Source organism: Roseibaca sp. Y0-43 (assembly GCF_020667835.1).
GTDB lineage: Bacteria > Pseudomonadota > Alphaproteobacteria > Rhodobacterales > Rhodobacteraceae > Roseinatronobacter.
On record NZ_JAFMPR010000001.1, the window covers coordinates 189,514 to 206,630 of the forward strand.

Annotated in this window: 18 protein-coding genes; 16 read left to right on the forward strand and 2 right to left on the reverse strand. The window is 65.6% G+C overall.

Annotated elements, in window-relative coordinates:
* Nucleotides 1–30: 30 nt before the first annotated feature.
* Complete coding sequence (locus J1C52_RS00925; RefSeq protein WP_227426035.1) at nucleotides 31–2,010, reverse strand: protein meaA; 1,980 nt, start codon at nucleotides 2,008–2,010, stop codon at nucleotides 31–33.
* 159 nt (nucleotides 2,011–2,169) lie between these two features.
* Between J1C52_RS00925 and J1C52_RS00930 the strand changes: the two genes are divergently transcribed.
* The 7 genes from J1C52_RS00930 to J1C52_RS00960 all read left to right on the forward strand — a co-directional run bounded on the left by J1C52_RS00930 (nucleotide 2,170) and on the right by J1C52_RS00960 (nucleotide 8,796).
* Nucleotides 2,170–2,772 carry an SAM-dependent methyltransferase gene (locus J1C52_RS00930; RefSeq protein ID WP_227426036.1) on the forward strand — a complete coding sequence of 201 codons (603 nt, stop codon included), beginning with the start codon at nucleotides 2,170–2,172 and terminating at the stop codon, nucleotides 2,770–2,772.
* Nucleotides 2,773–2,839: 67 nt separating this feature from the next.
* Nucleotides 2,840–4,273, forward strand: a complete 1,434-nt coding sequence (locus J1C52_RS00935; protein ID WP_227426037.1) for an FAD-linked oxidase C-terminal domain-containing protein — start codon at nucleotides 2,840–2,842, stop codon at nucleotides 4,271–4,273.
* Nucleotides 4,274–4,428: 155 nt separating this feature from the next.
* Nucleotides 4,429–5,529, forward strand: coding sequence for an FAD-binding protein (locus tag J1C52_RS00940; protein ID WP_227426038.1), 1,101 nt, complete (start codon nucleotides 4,429–4,431; stop codon nucleotides 5,527–5,529).
* A 5-nt stretch (nucleotides 5,530–5,534) separates the two neighbouring features.
* Nucleotides 5,535–6,824: a glycolate oxidase subunit GlcF gene (gene glcF, locus J1C52_RS00945; protein ID WP_227426039.1), complete on the forward strand. Its 1,290-nt coding sequence runs from the start codon at nucleotides 5,535–5,537 to the stop codon at nucleotides 6,822–6,824.
* A gap of 69 nt (nucleotides 6,825–6,893) precedes the next feature.
* Nucleotides 6,894–7,727, forward strand: a complete 834-nt coding sequence (locus tag J1C52_RS00950) for a trypsin-like serine peptidase (protein WP_227426040.1) — start codon at nucleotides 6,894–6,896, stop codon at nucleotides 7,725–7,727.
* A 136-nt stretch (nucleotides 7,728–7,863) separates the two neighbouring features.
* Nucleotides 7,864–8,331 carry an Hsp20 family protein gene (locus J1C52_RS00955; RefSeq protein WP_227426041.1) on the forward strand — a complete coding sequence of 156 codons (468 nt, stop codon included), beginning with the start codon at nucleotides 7,864–7,866 and terminating at the stop codon, nucleotides 8,329–8,331.
* Between the two features lie 120 nt (nucleotides 8,332–8,451).
* Entirely contained in the window at nucleotides 8,452–8,796 is a 345-nt protein-coding gene (locus tag J1C52_RS00960; RefSeq protein ID WP_227426042.1) for a RidA family protein, read from the forward strand.
* Here the strand turns inward: J1C52_RS00960 and J1C52_RS00965 are convergent.
* Complete coding sequence (locus J1C52_RS00965) at nucleotides 8,793–9,647, reverse strand: tetratricopeptide repeat protein (protein WP_227426043.1); 855 nt, start codon at nucleotides 9,645–9,647, stop codon at nucleotides 8,793–8,795. The genes J1C52_RS00960 and J1C52_RS00965 overlap by 4 nt on opposite strands.
* 116 nt (nucleotides 9,648–9,763) lie before the next feature.
* Here J1C52_RS00965 and J1C52_RS00970 point away from each other — a divergent pair, with 116 nt between their 5' ends.
* The 9 genes from J1C52_RS00970 (at nucleotide 9,764) to tilS (ending at nucleotide 17,092) form a co-directional block, all read left to right on the forward strand.
* A complete protein-coding gene (locus tag J1C52_RS00970) occupies nucleotides 9,764–10,387 on the forward strand; it encodes a hypothetical protein (protein ID WP_227426044.1) in 624 nt (207 codons plus the stop codon).
* A 3-nt stretch (nucleotides 10,388–10,390) separates the two neighbouring features.
* Nucleotides 10,391–10,801 (forward strand): tol-pal system-associated acyl-CoA thioesterase, encoded by a 411-nt coding sequence (gene ybgC / locus J1C52_RS00975; protein ID WP_227426045.1) that lies wholly within the window; start codon nucleotides 10,391–10,393, stop codon nucleotides 10,799–10,801.
* Between the two features lie 104 nt (nucleotides 10,802–10,905).
* Nucleotides 10,906–11,604 (forward strand): protein TolQ, encoded by a 699-nt coding sequence (tolQ, locus tag J1C52_RS00980; protein ID WP_227426046.1) that lies wholly within the window; start codon nucleotides 10,906–10,908, stop codon nucleotides 11,602–11,604.
* A 1-nt stretch (nucleotide 11,605) separates the two neighbouring features.
* Nucleotides 11,606–12,076: a protein TolR gene (tolR, locus tag J1C52_RS00985; RefSeq protein WP_227426047.1), complete on the forward strand. Its 471-nt coding sequence runs from the start codon at nucleotides 11,606–11,608 to the stop codon at nucleotides 12,074–12,076.
* 15 nt (nucleotides 12,077–12,091) lie between these two features.
* Nucleotides 12,092–13,204, forward strand: a complete 1,113-nt coding sequence (locus J1C52_RS00990) for a hypothetical protein (RefSeq protein WP_227426048.1) — start codon at nucleotides 12,092–12,094, stop codon at nucleotides 13,202–13,204.
* Nucleotides 13,201–14,508 carry a Tol-Pal system beta propeller repeat protein TolB gene (gene tolB, locus J1C52_RS00995; protein WP_227426049.1) on the forward strand — a complete coding sequence of 436 codons (1,308 nt, stop codon included), beginning with the start codon at nucleotides 13,201–13,203 and terminating at the stop codon, nucleotides 14,506–14,508. The genes J1C52_RS00990 and tolB overlap by 4 nt, the downstream gene beginning before the upstream one ends.
* Nucleotides 14,509–14,525: 17 nt before the next feature.
* The gene (gene pal / locus J1C52_RS01000; protein ID WP_227426050.1) at nucleotides 14,526–15,050 is read left to right on the forward strand and encodes a peptidoglycan-associated lipoprotein Pal; all 525 of its coding nucleotides are present in this window, start codon (nucleotides 14,526–14,528) and stop codon (nucleotides 15,048–15,050) included.
* Nucleotides 15,051–15,053: 3 nt separating this feature from the next.
* The gene (locus J1C52_RS01005; protein WP_227426051.1) at nucleotides 15,054–15,857 is read left to right on the forward strand and encodes a tetratricopeptide repeat protein; all 804 of its coding nucleotides are present in this window, start codon (nucleotides 15,054–15,056) and stop codon (nucleotides 15,855–15,857) included.
* Nucleotides 15,854–17,092, forward strand: a complete 1,239-nt coding sequence (gene tilS, locus J1C52_RS01010) for a tRNA lysidine(34) synthetase TilS (RefSeq protein WP_227426052.1) — start codon at nucleotides 15,854–15,856, stop codon at nucleotides 17,090–17,092. Before J1C52_RS01005 ends, tilS begins: the two co-directional genes overlap by 4 nt.
* The last annotated feature ends 25 nt before the right edge of the window (nucleotides 17,093–17,117 follow it).

A 17,117-nucleotide genomic window follows, 5' to 3' on the forward strand; every position in this document is an offset into this window, starting at 1 on the left:
CCCCGCCTGCACCGGCGGGGCAAGGGGCGTTTATTCCGCCGCGATGGGTTCGCGGTCCACCAGCGCCACGATGTCCATCATGATCTGGTTCAGTTTGAAATCCTTGGGCGTGTAGACCTTGGCCACACCCATGGCGCGCAGGCGTTCTGCGTCGTCATCGGGGATGATGCCGCCGACGATGACGGGGATATGCCCCAGCCCCTCGGCCCGCATCAGGTCCATCAGGTCGCCCATGAGCGGGATGTGGCTGCCCGACAGGATGGACAGGCCCACGACATGCGCGTCTTCGTCGCGCACGGCGGCGACGATTTCAGCCGGGGTCAGGCGGATGCCTTCGTAGCTTATGTCCATGCCGCAATCGCGGGCACGGGCGGCGATCTGTTCGGCCCCGTTGGAATGGCCGTCCAGCCCCGGCTTGCCGACCACGAATTTCAGCTTGCGGCCCAGCTTGGCGCTGACGGCATCGACGGCTTCGCGCACGTCTTCCAGCCCTTCGGTCCGGTTCGAGGGCGCGCGCGACACGCCGGTCGGGCCGCGATACTGGCCGAACGCCGCGCGCACGGTTTCGCCCCATTCGCCGGTGGTGGCACCCGCTTTCGCGGCGGCAATCGAGGGGGCCATGACGTTGCGACCATCGCGGGCGGCCGCGCGCAGATCGGCAAGGGCAGTTTGCACGGCAGCCTCGTCGCGCGAGGAGCGCCATTCGTTCAGGCGAGCGATCTGGTCGGCCTCTGCATCGGGGTCAGACACCATGATCGCGTCTTCGCCGGTCGTCAGCGGCGAGGGTTCGGTCGTGGTGAACTTGTTCACGCCCACGACGATGGTGTCACCCGTTTCTATACCGGCGATGCGTTCGGCATTCGCCTCGACCAGCCGCGATTTCATGTAGTCGATGGCTTTGACCGCGCCGCCCATTTCGTCGATGCGGGCCAATTCCTCGCGCGCGCCGTCCATCAACTCGGCCACTTTGCGGTCCACGGCCGGGTTGTTGTCGAACAGGTCGTCATATTCCAGAAGGTCGGTTTCATAGGCCAGAACCTGTTGCAGGCGCAGCGACCATTGCTGGTCCCATGGGCGCGGCAGGCCCAGCGCCTCGTTCCAGGCGGGCAGTTGCAGCGCACGGCAGCGGGCTTTCTTCGACAGCGTGACCGCCAGCGCTTCGATCAGAATGCGGTAGACGTTGTTTTCCGGCTGCGGCTCGGTCAGGCCAAGGCTGTTGACCTGCACGCCATAGCGAAAACGGCGGTATTTCGGGTCGTCAATGCCGTAGCGGTCGCGGCAGATTTCATCCCACAGGTCCACGAAGGCGCGCATCTTGCACATTTCGGTCACGAAGCGAATGCCCGCATTCACGAAGAAGGAAATGCGCCCGACCATCTGCGGGAAGTGTTCCGCCGGAACCTTGGTTTTCAGATCGTCCAGCACCGCGCAAGCGGTCGCCAGCGCAAAGGCCAGTTCCTGCTGCGGCGTGGCCCCCGCTTCTTGCAGGTGGTAGGAACACACGTTCATCGGGTTCCATTTGGGCAGATGTTCGCGGGTATAGGCCGCGACATCGGTAATCATGCGCATCGACGGCTGGGGCGGACAGATATAGGTACCGCGCGACAGGTATTCCTTGATAAGATCGTTCTGAACGGTGCCGTTCAGCTTGCTGACATCGGCCCCCTGCTCTTCTGCCACCGCGATATAGAGCGCCAAAAGCCAAGGCGCGGTCGCGTTGATCGTCATGGAGGTGTTCATCTGCTCCAGCGGGATCTGGTCGAACAGCAGGCGCATATCGCCCAGATGGCAGACCGGCACGCCGACCTTGCCCACTTCGCCCTTCGAGAGTTCATGATCGCTGTCATAGCCTGTCTGCGTGGGCAGATCGAAGGCCACCGACAGGCCCGTCTGCCCCTTGGACAGGTTCATACGGTAAAGCGCGTTAGAGGCCTTGGCCGTGGAATGGCCCGCATAGGTGCGAAACAGCCAGGGCTTATCCTTTTGCGGCTTGGCGGGCTGGTCGGTCATTTTGGCCTCCGGGAAAGGGTGCGTAATTATCTTGCCTAAACACCTGCAAAAGGCGCAAGATAATGTCAAGCCTAAATCGCTGCGTTGCGGCAAATGGGACAGGGGCCATGATTTGCCTATAAAAGGGCAGGAAAACCCTGTTAACCAATGGAAAACGCCATGTGGGAAGACCGTTTCAACCGCCCCGACTACGTGTTCGGCACAGAACCGGCTGCCGCCTTGCGCGATCATGCCGCATGGCTGGCACCCGGCGCGCGGGCGCTGGCGGTTGCCGATGGCGAGGGGCGCAATTCCGTTTTCATGGCCGAACGGGGGATGCACGTGACCGCAGCCGACTACGCACCCTCTGCGCTGGCAAAGGCACGGGCATTGGCAAATGCGCGCGGCGTTGCGGTCGATTTCGTGCAGGCGGACCTGTTGGCCGACTGGCCTGCCGATTGGGCGGGGGCATTCGACCTTGTGGCGGGTATCTTCATCCAGTTCACCGGCCCGACCGCGCGCGCGGCGATGTTCGCGCGCATGGCCACCTGCCTGCGCCCCGGCGGCGTGCTGTTCCTGCACGGCTACCGGCCCGAGCAACTTGCCTATGGCACAGGCGGGCCGCGCGCCGTTGAAAACCTGTATACCGAAGCGATGCTGCGCGCCGCTTTTCCCGGCTGGCAGGTTGCGCTGTGCCGTGCCTATGATCGCGAGATTCAGGAAGGCAGCGGCCATGTCGGCATGTCGGCGCTGATTGACTTCATCGCGCGCAAACCGGGCTGACAGGTTTTGCTTGCAATTCACGAAATTGGTAATAATATTTTACCAATACCGGCTGGGAGGACCGATCATGGAAATGCCTATCCCGAATGCGGCGATTCTGTCGAAGCGCGACCGCGTGATCGCGCGGCTGGCAGAGGTGCTGCCGCCAGAGGCGCTGATCTCGGACGAAGCGGAACGGCGTGCCTATGAATGCGACGCGCTGACCGCGTATCGCTGCCTGCCCATGGCCGTGGTGCTGCCCGACAGCACCGAACAGGTCGCGGCGATCATGAAGATCTGCCACGAGGAAGCCGTGCCCGTGGTGCCGCGCGGATCGGGCACCTCGCTTGCAGGCGGGTCGCTGCCGACCGAGGATTCGATCATCCTGGGCGTCGCGCGGCTGCGCGCGGTGCTGGAGACGAGCCTTGAGGACCGCTATATCCGCGTGCAATCGGGGATCACCAACCTCGCCGTCACAGGCGCGGTCGAAGGCGACGGCTTCTTCTATGCGCCCGACCCGTCCAGCCAGCTTGCCTGTGCGATTGCGGGCAATATCGCGATGAATTCGGGCGGCGCGCATTGCCTGAAATACGGCGTGACCACCAACAACCTGCTGGGTGTGACGCTGGTCACGATGGCGGGCGAGGTGATCGAGATCGGCGGCGCGCATCTGGACGCGGCGGGCTATGACCTGCTGGGGCTGATCTGCGGGTCGGAAGGCCAGCTTGGCATCGTGACCGAAGCAACCCTGCGCATCCTGCCCAAACCCGAAGGCGCGCGCCCTGTGCTGATGGGGTTCGACAGCAACGAAGTGGCGGGCGAATGCGTGTCCGACATCATCAAGGCGGGCGTGCTGCCGGTGGCGATCGAATTCATGGACCGCCCATGCATTCGCGCGACCGAGGATTTCGCCCATGCCGGATACCCCGATTGCGAGGCGCTGCTGATCGTCGAGGTCGAGGGATCGGATGCCGAGATCGACGAACAGCTTGGGCTTATCAAGCAGATCGCCCGCCGGCATAACCCGGTCGAGCTGCGCGAAAGCCAGTCGGACGAGGAAAGCAAGAAGATCTGGCTGGGCCGCAAATCGGCCTTCGGCGCGATGGGGCAGATCGCCGATTACATGTGCCTTGACGGCACGATCCCGGTATCAAGCCTGCCGCATGTGCTGAAACGGATTGGCGAGATGTCGAAAGAATTCGGCCTTGGCGTGGCCAATGTGTTCCACGCGGGCGACGGCAACATGCACCCGTTGATCCTGTATGATGCGAACAAGCCGGGCGATCTGGAACTGTGCGAGGCGTTCGGCGCGGAAATCCTGAAGCTGTGTGTCGAGGTGGGCGGCTGCCTGACCGGAGAGCATGGCGTGGGGATCGAGAAGCGCGACCTGATGAGCGTGCAATTCGCACCCGACGATCTGGATGCGCAGATGGCCGTCAAGGACGTGTTCGACCCGGAGTGGCTGCTGAACCCCGCCAAGGTCTTTCCGCTGGATGCCAGCGCCGCGAGACGCGCGGCGTAACGCGAGGCCGCATGTTTTGTTGCGCAAAACCGGTTCCCACTTTTGCGCAACATGCGCGAAGGGGGCGTTGCCCCCTCTGGGCGCTGACGCGCCCATTCACCCCCAGGATATTTGGGGCAAGGATGAAACAGACAGCCTGAGAAGGAGGGTCGCCCATGCGCCCTGCCACAGAGACCGAATTGTCAGAGATCGTGCGCGGGGCGATCGGGCCGTTGCGCATTCGCGGCGGCGGCACGCGCAGCCTTGGCGCGGCCAGCGCGGGCGAGGTTCTGGAGACGGGCGGCCTGTCCGGCATCTCACTGTATGAGCCTGGCGCGTTGACGTTGGTCGCTGGCGCAGGCACGCCCTTGGCAGAGGTCGAGGCGGCGCTGGCAGCCGAGAACCAGCGCTTGCCCTTCGAGCCGATGGACATGCGCGCGCTGTTGGGGGTTGAGGGTACACCGACCGTGGGCGGCATGGTGGCTGCCAATGCCTCTGGCCCGCGCCGCATTGTCGTGGGCGCCTGCCGCGACAGCCTGATCGGCGTGCGTTTCGTCGATGGGCAGGGGCGCATCGTGAAAAATGGTGGCCGCGTGATGAAAAACGTGACCGGGTATGACCTGGTCAAGCTGATGGCCGGGTCTTGGGGCACGCTGGGTGTGTTGAGCGAATGCAGCTTCAAGCTGCTGCCCGTGCCCGAGGTGCAGGCAACGCTGGTCAGCGATGCGAAAAGCCCCGAAGTCGCCGTGCGGGTCATGTCCGACGCGCTTGGCACGCCTTACGAGGTGAACGCAGCGGCGCGCGACGTGGACGGCCGCGTGTGCCTGCGCATCGAGGGGTTTTCCGAGCAGATCCGCTACCGCAAATCCGCCTTGGCTGACGCACTGGGCGGCGATTGGCAGGTTCTGGAGGCAGAAGACAGTGTCGCGCTCTGGCGCGGCCTGCGCGATGTCACGGCCTTCGCGGGCCAGTCGGGCGATGTCTGGCGCATCTCGGTCAAACCATCGGATGCGCCTTCGGTGGTGGCCCGCATCGGCGCGCCCGTCCAGATGGATTGGGGCGGCGGGCTGATCTGGGCGCGGGTAGCAGAGGGCACCGACCTGCGCGCCAAGATCGGGCCGATCGCAGGCCACGCAACGCTGGTGCGCGCAAGCGATCCGACCCGCACGCGCCTGCCCGTTTTCCACCCTGAACCAGCGCCGATCGCGGCGCTTTCCCAAGGCCTGCGGGCCAAGTTCGATCCGCGCGGGGTGCTGAACCCCGGCCTGATGGGATAATCCAGATGCAGACCAATTTCGCGCCAGAGCAGTTGAAAGACCCCGCCATCCAGCGGTCGAACGAGGTGTTGCGCACCTGCGTGCATTGCGGCTTTTGCACCGCGACCTGCCCCACCTATGCCGTGCTGGGCGATGAATTGGACAGCCCGCGCGGGCGCATCTACCTCATCAAGGACATGCTGGAAAAGGGCCGCCCGGCGGATGCGAAGACGGTCAAGCATATCGACCGCTGCCTGTCATGCCTTGCCTGCATGAGCACTTGCCCGTCGGGAGTGCATTACATGCATCTGGTGGACCACGCGCGCGAATATATCGAGCAGACCTACAAGCGGCCCCTGACCGAGCGCGCGCTGCGCTGGGTGCTGTCCAAGATCCTGCCCTATCCGGGGCGCTTCCGGCTGGCTTTGCTTGGCGCGAAGATCGGGCGGCCGTTTCGCCACCTCATGCCCGACCCGCGCCTGCGCGCGATGCTGGAAATGGCGCCGAAGACCATCCCCCCCGTCAGCCGCAATGACGACCCGCAGGTCTTTGCGCCAGACGCGCCGAAAAAGATGCGCGTGGCGCTGATGACGGGCTGCGCGCAGCGTGCCTTGAATACCGACATCAACGACGCGACCATCCGCCTGCTGCGCCGCCTTGGGGCCGAAGTTGTCATCGCGGACGGCCAAGGCTGTTGCGGGGCGCTGACGCACCACATGGGAAAGACGGGCGAGAGCCACGCCACGGCGGCCAAGAACATCCGCGCATGGTATCGCGAAATGCAGGCCGGGGGCTTGGATGCAATCGTCATCAACACCAGCGGCTGCGGCACGACCGTGAAGGATTACGGCCACATGTTCCGCAACGAGCCCTTGGCCGCAGAAGCCAAGGCCGTGAGCGAGATCGCGATGGATGTCAGCGAAGTGCTGATGAAGCTGGACCTGCCCAAGGGTGCGAAGCAGGACATGAAAGTGGCCTATCACGCCGCCTGTTCACTGCAACATGGCCAGCAGATCAAGACCTACCCGAAGGATTTGCTGAAACGTGCGGGCTTCACGGTGACAGAGCCGCGCGACAGCCATTTGTGCTGTGGGTCGGCCGGCACCTACAACCTGATGCAGCCCGAAATTTCGGGGCAGCTGAAAGCGCGCAAGGTGCAGACGCTGGAAGAAAAGCAGCCCGATGTCATCGCGGCGGGCAATATTGGCTGCATGATGCAGATCGGCGGGGGCACGCAAATCCCGGTCGTGCACACGGTCGAATTGCTGGATTGGGCCACGGGCGGGCCACGCCCGCGCGCGCTGACGCAAAACTGACACGGTTTCGCCGCGCGCACGCCTTGCTTGCTGGCTACCGCTATCGCATCCAGTCTTTTCGGAGTGACGATGCTGATCCTGCGTGCGCTTTCGCTGATGGCCCTTCTGTTTGCCGGTCAGGCCATGGCCCAAGACAAGCCACTGACCGCGCTGGAAAGCGGGCTGACGGCGCAGGGCTGGGAAGCGGTCGGGCGCATCGACCTTGGCGACAGTGGCTTTTGCACCGGCGCGCTGATCTCGGAACGGCTGGTGCTGACGGCCGCGCATTGCCTGTTCGACCGCGACACGGGCGCGCGCTATGACGATGCCAGCATCGTGTTCCGCGCGGGCTGGCGCAACGGGCGCGCGGTGGCAGAGGGGCGCGTGCTGCGCTCTGTGGTGCATCCCGATTACCGCGTCACGCCCATGGCGACCGAGGCCACGGTCATCAACGATCTGGCGCTTCTGGAACTGGTTCACCCAATCACCAATCGTGGGGTCATCCCCTTTGCGGTGCGCGAAAAACCGGCGCGGGGCGATACAGTCGCGGTGGTTTCTTATGCGCGCGGGCGGCATGAAGCGCCGTCGCTGCAAGACCAGTGCCGCGTGCTCGACAGCCGCGCGGAAGGGTTGATCTACATGACCTGTTCGGTCGATTTCGGGGCATCCGGGTCGCCTGTCTTCTCTATGGAGAGCGGGCGCGCACAGATCGTGTCGGTCGTGTCGGCCAAGGGCATGTCGCAAGGCGGTGCTTATGTCGGCGAAGTGTCTTTCGGCGTCGCGCTAGGGCCGAAACTGGACCTGTTGCGCGACGCGCTCGATGCGCGCGACCAGCGCTTCATTCAGGCACCCGCACGCAGCGGGACGACCTTTCAGCCCCGCCGCATGACCGGGGACGGTGGCGCAAGGTTCCTGCGCCCCTGAGCTGACTGCACCTCTTGAAACACGCAAAACGGCTTCCCAAATCTGGTTTGTCCGGGGGCCGATGATGGACCCGGCACTGACATCAGCGCCTGTCCGAATGGAAGGCGCGCTCAACATCGCTCATAGGAGGATGCTTATGCGTCGTTTTGATCCCACCCCGCTTTATCGTGCCTCTGTAGGTTTCGACCAGATGGCCGAAATGCTGGACCGCGTTTTGTCCAGCGACCTACAATCGCCCAGCTACCCGCCCTATAACATTGAAAAGACGGGTGAAAATGGCTACCGAATTTCGCTGGCCGTGGCGGGTTTCCGCGCCGATGACCTAAGTGTCGAGGTGAAGGAAAACGCGCTTCTGGTCACTGCGCGCACCTCTGACGAGGGGGACACCCCGCGCGAATACCTGCATCGCGGCATTGCGACCCGCGCCTTCGAGCGCCGCTTCCACCTGGCCGACCATGTGCGCGTGACAGGCGCCAGCCATGCCGACGGGATGCTGCATATAGACCTGCAACGCGAACTGCCCGAGGCCCTGAAGCCGCGCCAGATCGAGATCACGCGCGACACCGGCAGCACCGGAAAACTGGTGCAGGCAGACGCCGCCTGACCATAGCTTGACCACGAAAGCTCGCAGCCGGCCCCGCATTCGGGGCCGGTTTTCGTTTGCGCTTCGCGCCGGGAGGGGGCACTCAGGTCTGGTCACATCCCATCATGGAGAGCGCCCAAGATGATTACCCGCATGGAAACCGGCCAACGCATGAGCAAGATCGTCATTCACGGCCAGACGGTTTACCTGTGCGGGCAAGTGGGCGAAGGCGCGACCGTGGCCGAGCAGACCCGCGATTGCCTGTCACGCGTCGATGCGCTGCTGGAACAGGCCGGGTCGTCGCGCGAGCATATCCTGCAAGCGATCATCTGGCTGGCCGACATGGCCGATTTCGCCGAAATGAACGCCGTCTGGGACGCTTGGGTGCCCGAAGGTCACGCGCCCGCCCGCGCTTGCGGCGAAGCGAAACTGGCCCGCGAGGCGCTGCGCGTGGAGATCATCGTGACCGCCGCGCTGAAAGACTAGCGCGGGCAAGCGCTCGCATCGGTCAGGCACGCGGCCGCTGCATCGCGCGCCATGCGCTCTGCCTCTGGCGTCATCACCTCTGACAGCGCCGCGATCAACGTTGCCGCCTGCACGAAGCCCTGGTCTTGCGCGACCACCGCCCAAGACAGCGCGGCCTGAAAGCTTTCCGCCCCGCCCTGCCCGCGCGCCTGCATCAGCGCCAGGTTATAGCTCGCAGGCCCAAAGCCTGCCGCACCGGCCCGCGCATACCAGTCGCGCGCGGCGGCCGGGTCGCTCTCGGTCAAGGCGCGTGCGTGGTTGAACTGAGCCTCCAGATGCCCGGCCTCTGCGGCGCGCTGGAACCATGTGGCGGCTTCCGGGGCACCCCGCTCTGTCAAAAGCGCGCCAAGGGCGAATTGCGCGGGCACATGGCCGGCCTCTGCCGCCGCGCGATACCACCGTTCGGCTTGGGGACGAGCGGCCTCGCCCAAAAGCCCGCGATCATGCAGCAACCCTAGGCTATGGGCAGAGGCGGCATCGCCCTGCCCGGCTGCGGCGGCATACCAGCGCGCGGCCTCGTCCCAGTCTTGCGCATCGGCCAACAGCCCGGCGGCGGCGGTCTGCGCGGGCAGATACCCCGCCTCTGCCGCCAAGGTGAACCAGCCCAGCGCATCGCCGCCCTCGCGCAGGTTCAGAACGCCCAGGTTATACTGGGCCAGAACATCGCCACGCTCTGCCAAGGGCTGCCAGATCGCGCGCGCGGCCTGTGCATCGCCCGCCTCCAGTGCCGCCAGCCCGTCCGTGGCGCGAAGCTGTGCCTGCGCCGGGCCGCAGAGCATGACGAAAATCCCGATAACCCACGCCCAGCGCATGAAAACCCCTTGTGATCCGCTGTTGCTATAGGGCGCGCATCGGGCCTTGTCACGCCTTTGTGACGGGTTGCGCGCGAGGGTTGTGGCGCTTATGCCAAGGCGTGAAAGGAGCGCCCATGGAAGCTGCAGATGTCACCGCCTTGTTCACCCGCTCGGACGGGCAATTCCTGTGCGCGCGCTGGGGCCGTCCCATCGTGCCCGTGGTCTTTGGCGTGGAAGAGGCCACGCTGCAAACCGTCAAGGGCGCGATAGAGGCGGTGGTGACACTCGCCAATCACAAGATGGCCGAAACCGACCCCGAACTGGGCGCGAACCTGATGGTGTTCTTCTTCCGCGACTGGGCGGAGCTGCTGCAGGTGCCCAATCTGGACCGCTTGGTCGACGGGCTTGGCCCCTTGGTCGCGCGCCTGCAAGCAGCCGATGCCAACCAATACCGCGTCTTTCGGTTCGACGAGGCCAACGCGATTCGCGCGGCCTTCGTGTTCATCCGCATGGACGCGGCGCTGTCGGACGTGCCGGCCGAGACCTTGGCGCTCAGCCAAGCCGTGCAGGTCATCTTGCTGTGGTCCGACACGGCCTTTACCGACCGCTCGGCGCTGGCCACGGCAAACGGCACGACCATCCTGCGGCCAGAGATCGGCGCACTGATCCGCGCGGCGTATGACCCGGTGCTGCCCGCGGTCGCCACCGATCCCGCCCACGCGCTGCGCCTGGCGGCGCGGATCACGCAAACGAGTTGAGCCATGACCCATACCCTGCAAATCCGCGTCTATTACGAAGATACCGACATGGCCGGGATCGTCTATTACGCGAATTACCTGAAATTCATCGAACGCGGGCGCAGTGAATGGGTGCGCGAGCTGGGGGTGGATCAGGGGCGGCTGAAGGCCGAGGGCGGGGGTGTCTTTGCCGTGCGCCGCGTTGTGGCCGACTACCGCGCGCCTGCCGTGTATGACGACCTTTTGGACGTGCAGACCCGCTATATCAGCCATTCCGGCGCGCGGCTGGTGCTGCATCAGGCGGTCATGCGGGGCGAGAAACTGCTGTTCGAGGCCGAGGTCACACTCGTGTGCATCAGCGATGCGGGCCGCCCCATTCCCCTGCCAGAGGCCTTGACGCGGCATTTCGCCGAAAACCCGGCGGAAAAGGGCTGAATAAACCCCTAGTATAACGCCATCGTGTTGGTAGACCGCTTGTCTTGGTGTAAGGTCTGGCGCAAAGCCGCCGTCAGATGCGGCCCCCAAACCCGAGCAGGACCATGGACCCGACCACACTGACCGCCGCGCAGGAAATCGATTTCTCGCTTCTGGCGCTTTTTGCCCGCGCCACGCTGACCGTGAAGCTGGTGATGCTGTCGCTGATCATCGCTTCTTTCTGGTCATGGGCGATCATCATCCAGAAACACATCCGCTACCGACAGGCCCGCGCCGAGGCAGAGGCCTTTGATGCGGCCTTCTGGTCGGGCGAACCGCTGGACCAGCTGTTCGACCAGATCGGCCCCAACCCCGCCACCCCGCCAGAGCGCGTGTTCGCCGCAGGCATGTCGGAATGGCGGCGCTCGCATCGCTCTGACGGGGCGCTGATCCCCGGTGCCGTCGCGCGGATCGACCGGTCCATGGATGTGGCGATCGCGCGCGAGGGGCGCGAGCTGACGCGGGGTCTGACATTCCTTGCCTCTGTCGGGTCGGCCAGCCCCTTCGTGGGTCTGTTCGGCACGGTCTGGGGCATCAAATACGCGTTCGAGGAAATCGCCCTGGCGCAATCGACCAACCTTGCCGTTGTCGCCCCCGGCATTGCAGAGGCTCTGCTGGCCACGGGTCTGGGGCTATTGGCGGCTATCCCAGCGACCATTTTCTACAACAAGCTGAGCGACGACAGCGACGAGATCCTATCGGGCTACGAGGCCTTCGCGGACGAATTCAACACCATCCTTTCGCGCCAGTTGGACGCTGCCTGACATGGGCGCGCAACTGATGGGCAAATCCAAAGGGTCGGGGCGGCGCGGACGGCGCGCGCGCACGGCCCGGATGTCAGAGATCAACGTCACGCCCTTCGTGGACGTGATGCTGGTGCTCTTGATTATCTTCATGGTCGCGGCCCCCATGCTGACGGTGGGCGTGCCGGTGGAATTGCCGCGCACATCGGCAGGCGCGCTTCCGGCAGAACAAGAGGAACCTTTGTCCATCACCCTGACCGCCGATGGGCAGGTCTTGCTTATGACGACCGAGGTCGCACAGGATGAGCTGATTGCCCGCCTGCGCGCGATTGCGGAGCAGCGCACCAACCGCAAGGTGTTTTTGCGTGCTGACGGGTCTATCCCTTATGAACGCGTGGTGCAGGTGATGGGCGCGCTGAATGCGGGCGGGTTCAACGATATCGGGCTGGTCACGGAACAGGGCGGCCCGACCTTTGACGGGCAAGGCAACTAGGGGCCATTTGCCGCCATGAGCGTAGCGAGCGACATTGTCGGACGTATGGACACGGGGCAAAAAGCCTCTGCCGTGCTGCATCTTGGCCTTGTGGGCTGGGTGCTGGTGTTTGACCTGTTCCATGCGCCGTCAAACGATCTGGAGATCCCGGTGGCCGAGGTCTCGCTCATCAGCGCGACCGAGTTCGCCGCGCTGAGCGCGCCGCCCGCGCCTGCGCCGGAACCCACACCCGCGCCAGAGCCCGCGCCAACACCGCCGCCCCCGCGGCCAGAGCCACAGCCGGAACCGGACCCCGAACCCCAACCGGAACCCGCACCGGAACCGGATTCGACCGGGGCGATCTTTTCGCCTCTGCCCACCCCCGGCGTGGCAGAGCGCCCCGCGCCCCGCCCGGTGGACCGTGTGGCCCCGACACCGACCGAAGCCCCGCCAGAGGACGCGACGGTGGACCTGACCGCCCAGCCCCAGACCAGTGCCGATGCACCGGGCGATGTCGTATTGCCCGAGCAAGACCAAGTCGCCCCGCCAGAGGCCACGACCGAAATCGTGACAGAGGCGACCGAAACCGAAACCGACAGCCTGGAGCGCGCGGCAGCCGCCCCCACCGTCAGCCCGCGCCCGCGCACACGGCCCGAACGCCCCGCCCCGGTCGAGCTGGCAGAGACGCCAGAGCCGGCGGAAGACCCCGCGCCCGCGCCCGAACCAGCAGCAGACCCCGAAACCGACGTCGCCAGCGAAGTGGCCGATGCGGTCGCCGCCGCCTTGGCCGACAGCTTGGCCGGGATCGGGACCGTGCCGCAACAGGCCGGGCTAAGCGCGTCAGAGGCCGACCGCTTGCGGCTGGCCATTCAGCAATGCTGGAATATCGGCACGCTCTCGACCGAAGCGCAGCAGATCACCATCACCGTGGGCTTTTCCATGACACCCGCCGCCATGCCGGAACAGGGCAGCATCTACACGGTCGAAAGCTCTGCCGGGTCTGACGGTGCGGTATCGCAAGCGTTCGAGGCCGCGCGCCGCGCGATCATCCGTTGCGCGGGCGATGGCTATGGCCTGCCGCCTGAAAGCTACGACGCATGGCGCAATGTCGAAATCACATTCAACCCCGAAGGGATGAGACTGCGATGACACGTCTTTTCACCGCCCTCCTGGCCTTGGTGCTGACCCTTGGCACCGCCGCGCAAGCCCAGCCCCTGCGTTTGCAGATCACCGAAGGGGTGATCGAACCCATGCCCTTCGCGGTGCCGACATTCGTGCCCGAAGACGCGGGCGGCAGCCAGTATGGCGAGGCGCTCGCACGCGTGGTGGCCGCGAACCTGACCAGCACGGGCCTGTTTCGCGAAGTGCCGCCAGAGGCGCATATCGCGCGGATTACCAGCTTCGACGCGGGCGTGTCCTATCCCGATTGGCGCGCGGTGAACGCACAAGCGCTGATCGTGGGCGCGGTCGCGGCCAATAGCAGCAGCCTGACCGTGAAGTTCCGCCTGTTCGACGTGGTGTCGGGCCAGCAGATGGGGCCGGGGCTGCAATTTGCCGGCGGAATTCAGGACTGGCGGCGCATGGCCCACAAGGTGTCGGACGCGGTCTATAGCCAGATCACCGGCGAGGGCGGCTATTTCGACAGCCGGGTGGTGTTCGTGGCCGAATCCGGGCCGCGCGACAACCGCACCAAGCAACTGGCGATCATGGATCAGGACGGGCAGAACATCCGCACGCTAACGGATGGGCGCTCGCTTGTGATTGCGCCGCGCGTCTCGCCCGCGGGCGACCGGGCGGTTTATACCACCTACCAGACCGGCAGCCCGCGCATTGCGCTGATGGATCTGCGCTCGGGCCAAGCGCAGCTTGTGGGCGAGATTCCGGGCGCGATGACCTTCTCTCCGCGCTTCTCGCCGGATGGGCAGGCGTTGGTGTTTTCCGCAGCCATCGGCAGCACGACCGACCTGTTCCGGCTCGACCTTGGCACTGGGCAGATGGTGCGCCTGACCAATTCGCCCGCGATTGATACCGCGCCCAGTTTCTCGCCCGATGGCCGGTTTCTGACGTTTGAATCCGACCGCTCTGGCAGCAGCCAGATTTACGTCATGCCCGCGACCGGGGGCGAGGCGCAGCGCATCAGCTTCGGCCAGGGGCGCTATTCCACGCCGGTCTGGTCGCCGCGCGGCGATCTGATCGCGTTCACCAAGTCTCATGCCGGGCGCTTCCATATCGGGGTCATGCGTTCTGACGGGTCGGAAGAGCGGCTGCTCACGGCTTCTTTTCTTGACGAAGGCCCGACTTGGGCGCCTAACGGACGCGTCATCATGTTCACCCGCGAGGCGCAGGGCGGCGATCCGGCCCTGCACGCGGTCGATATATCCGGGCGCAACCTGCGCCGGGTGCCACTTGCCTCTCCGGCCTCTGATCCGGCCTGGGGTCCACTTCTTCCATAAAACGGGACAGACACGATATGAACCTGACCACCAAATCCCTGCTTCTGCTGGCTGGCCTTGCGCTGGCGGCTTGTAACAACCCCCGCCCCGACACCTTTGCCGGTGCGGGCCTTGACGGGTTCGGCAATGGCACCGGCATCACGACCGGCACGCTGGGCGACCCGAACGACCCGCGCTCGATCGCGCATTTCCAGCAGCGCATCGGCGACCGGGTGTTTTTCACCGATGACAGTTCAGAACTGACACCAGAGGGCCGCAGCACGCTGCAAGGACAGGCCGCATGGCTGCGGTCGAACCCACAATTCGCGATCCTGATCGAAGGCCATGCCGACGAACGCGGAACGCGCGAGTATAACGTGGCGCTCGGCGCGCGCCGCGCCGATACCGTGCAGCGCTTCCTGATCGCCGAGGGGATCGAGGCCAGCCGCATCCGCACCGTCAGCTATGGCAAGGAACGCCCGGTCGAGGCCTGTGCAGAGCCGCGTTGCTGGAACATCAACCGCCGCGCTGTGACCGTGGTCTCGGGCGGCGTCGCGGGCTAAGCCATGAAAACGTTGCGCGCCCTGTCCGTGGTCCTGTGCCTGTTCGCCCTGCCTGCACAGGCTGATACCGTTGCCGAATTGCGCGCCGAACTTGGCGCGCTGACGGGCGCAGTCGCGGATCTGGCGCGCGAGTTGTCCTCGGGCGAGGCCGCAAGCCAGCCCGGCTATGACGGCACGCTTCTGGACCGCGTGTCGCGGATGGAAGCGGCGCTGGCGAACCTGACGGGCCGCACCGAAGAACTGGAATACCGCATCCGCCGCACCATCGACGAAGCGTCGAACCGCTTGGGCGATCTGGAATTCCGCGTAACCGAACTGGAGGGGGGCAGCACCGAAGGGCTGTCCCCGCCACCGCTTGGGGCCACGGCCGAAGCGGGCGCGGGCAGCGCCATGCCAAGCCCCGACACCGCCCAGCCGCAGCTTGCGGCGGGCGAGCAGCAGGCCTTCGACGCCGCCGTGGCCATGGCCGATGCCGGGCAGAACGACAGCGCGGCTTTGGCGCTCGCGCAATTCATCGAAACCTATCCCGGCTCGCCGCTTGGGGCAGAGGCCAGCCTGAAACTGGCCGAGGTCTATCGCGCGCTGGGGCGCGAGCCAGATGCCGCGCGCACCTATCTGAACCTGTATCTGACCGGGCCGGATGGCGCGGATGCGCCCCGCGCGCTTCTGGGCTTGGGCGAAAGCCTTGGGCGGCTGAACCAGACCACCGAGGCTTGCGCCATGTTCGACGAATTGCGGATGCGTTTCGCCAACAGCGCCGAGGCCACGCAGGCAGAGGACGCCCGCGCGCGGCTTTCCTGCCCTTGACCGACCTTCCGCCGACCGACCTGCCCGAGCGCTTCGATCACGCCATGGCGGCGGTGCTGCATGAACCGCCCCGTGCGCTGGGGATCGCGGTCTCGGGCGGCGGGGATTCACTTGCGTTGTTGCACCTGTGCAGCCTTTGGGCCGCGCGCCGCGGCTGCACGCTGCATGTGGCAACGGTCGATCACGGGTTGCGCCCAGAGGCCGCGCAGGAATGCGCGCTGGTGGCCAGATACGCCGCGACGCTTGGCGCAAAGCATGACGTGTTGCGTTGGTCGTGGGACGGCGCGGGCAATCTGCAAGACGCGGCCCGCCGCGCCCGCCAAGACCTGCTGGGCGCTTGGGCCAAGGCGCGTGGCATCGCGCATATCGCATTGGGCCATACGCGCGACGATCAGGCCGAAACGCTGCTGATGCGGCTGAAGCGCGGGTCCGGCGTGGACGGCTTGGCAGGCATGGCCCCGGCCCGCGTGCAACATGGGCTGACATGGCTGCGCCCGCTTCTTCCCTTTCAGCGTTTGGAATTGCGCGCCTACCTGACAGCGCTCGGCTGGGAATGGGCCGAGGACGCCAGCAATGACGACGCTAGCTTCGAACGGGTCCGCACGCGTCAGGCCATTGCCACGCTGGGGCTGGATGTGGACCGGTTGGCCGAAACCGCCGCCCATATGGCCGCGGCAAAACAGGTGCTGGACCGCGCCGCGCAACAGGCCGCGCATGATCTGGTGCGCGAAGACCATGGCGACCTGCTGATCGACCGTGCTGGGCTTTTCGGTCTGGCGCAGGACACGCGCGAACGGCTGGCGGCGGCAGCACTTTGCTGGGTGGGCAACACGCCCTATCGCCCAAGGCTATCCGCCCTGCGCGCGGCCCTTGCCACGCCGCGCGCCACGCTCCATGGCTGCCTGCTGGTGCAAGAACGCGGGCAGCTGCGCATCACCCGCGAATGGAAGGCGGTGTCTGACCTGCGCGCGCCCGCGCCGGGGCCGTGGGACGGGCGCTGGCAACTGGACGGGCCTGCGCAACCGCGTCTGGAAACCCGCGCGCTGGGGGCCGACGGGCTTGCCCAGACCGACCGCAGCAAATGGCTTTTGCCCCGCGACTCGCTTCTGGCCAGCCCGGCGATTTGGCGCGGCCAAGCGCTAATCGCCGCGCCACTGGCCGGATTGACCACGCAATACCGGGCAAAATGCCGCGCATTGCCCCCAGAATGGCCTGCATCGCCCCTCGCGCATTGATTGCGGCGGGGCAATCGCTATGTAA

Excerpts from the sequence above, each read along its gene's own strand:
- J1C52_RS00925 (WP_227426035.1), bottom strand. The coding sequence starts at position 2,010 with ATGACCGACCAGCCCGCCAAGCCGCAAAAGGATAAGCCCTGGCTGTTT.
- J1C52_RS00930 (WP_227426036.1), top strand. The coding sequence starts at position 2,170 with ATGTGGGAAGACCGTTTCAACCGCCCCGACTACGTGTTCGGCACAGAA.
- J1C52_RS00935 (WP_227426037.1), top strand. The coding sequence starts at position 2,840 with ATGGAAATGCCTATCCCGAATGCGGCGATTCTGTCGAAGCGCGACCGC.
- J1C52_RS00940 (WP_227426038.1), top strand. The coding sequence starts at position 4,429 with ATGCGCCCTGCCACAGAGACCGAATTGTCAGAGATCGTGCGCGGGGCG.
- glcF (WP_227426039.1), top strand. The coding sequence starts at position 5,535 with ATGCAGACCAATTTCGCGCCAGAGCAGTTGAAAGACCCCGCCATCCAG.
- J1C52_RS00950 (WP_227426040.1), top strand. The coding sequence starts at position 6,894 with ATGCTGATCCTGCGTGCGCTTTCGCTGATGGCCCTTCTGTTTGCCGGT.
- J1C52_RS00955 (WP_227426041.1), top strand. The coding sequence starts at position 7,864 with ATGCGTCGTTTTGATCCCACCCCGCTTTATCGTGCCTCTGTAGGTTTC.
- J1C52_RS00960 (WP_227426042.1), top strand. The coding sequence starts at position 8,452 with ATGATTACCCGCATGGAAACCGGCCAACGCATGAGCAAGATCGTCATT.
- J1C52_RS00965 (WP_227426043.1), bottom strand. The coding sequence starts at position 9,647 with ATGCGCTGGGCGTGGGTTATCGGGATTTTCGTCATGCTCTGCGGCCCG.
- J1C52_RS00970 (WP_227426044.1), top strand. The coding sequence starts at position 9,764 with ATGGAAGCTGCAGATGTCACCGCCTTGTTCACCCGCTCGGACGGGCAA.
- ybgC (WP_227426045.1), top strand. The coding sequence starts at position 10,391 with ATGACCCATACCCTGCAAATCCGCGTCTATTACGAAGATACCGACATG.
- tolQ (WP_227426046.1), top strand. The coding sequence starts at position 10,906 with ATGGACCCGACCACACTGACCGCCGCGCAGGAAATCGATTTCTCGCTT.
- tolR (WP_227426047.1), top strand. The coding sequence starts at position 11,606 with ATGGGCGCGCAACTGATGGGCAAATCCAAAGGGTCGGGGCGGCGCGGA.
- J1C52_RS00990 (WP_227426048.1), top strand. The coding sequence starts at position 12,092 with ATGAGCGTAGCGAGCGACATTGTCGGACGTATGGACACGGGGCAAAAA.
- tolB (WP_227426049.1), top strand. The coding sequence starts at position 13,201 with ATGACACGTCTTTTCACCGCCCTCCTGGCCTTGGTGCTGACCCTTGGC.
- pal (WP_227426050.1), top strand. The coding sequence starts at position 14,526 with ATGAACCTGACCACCAAATCCCTGCTTCTGCTGGCTGGCCTTGCGCTG.
- J1C52_RS01005 (WP_227426051.1), top strand. The coding sequence starts at position 15,054 with ATGAAAACGTTGCGCGCCCTGTCCGTGGTCCTGTGCCTGTTCGCCCTG.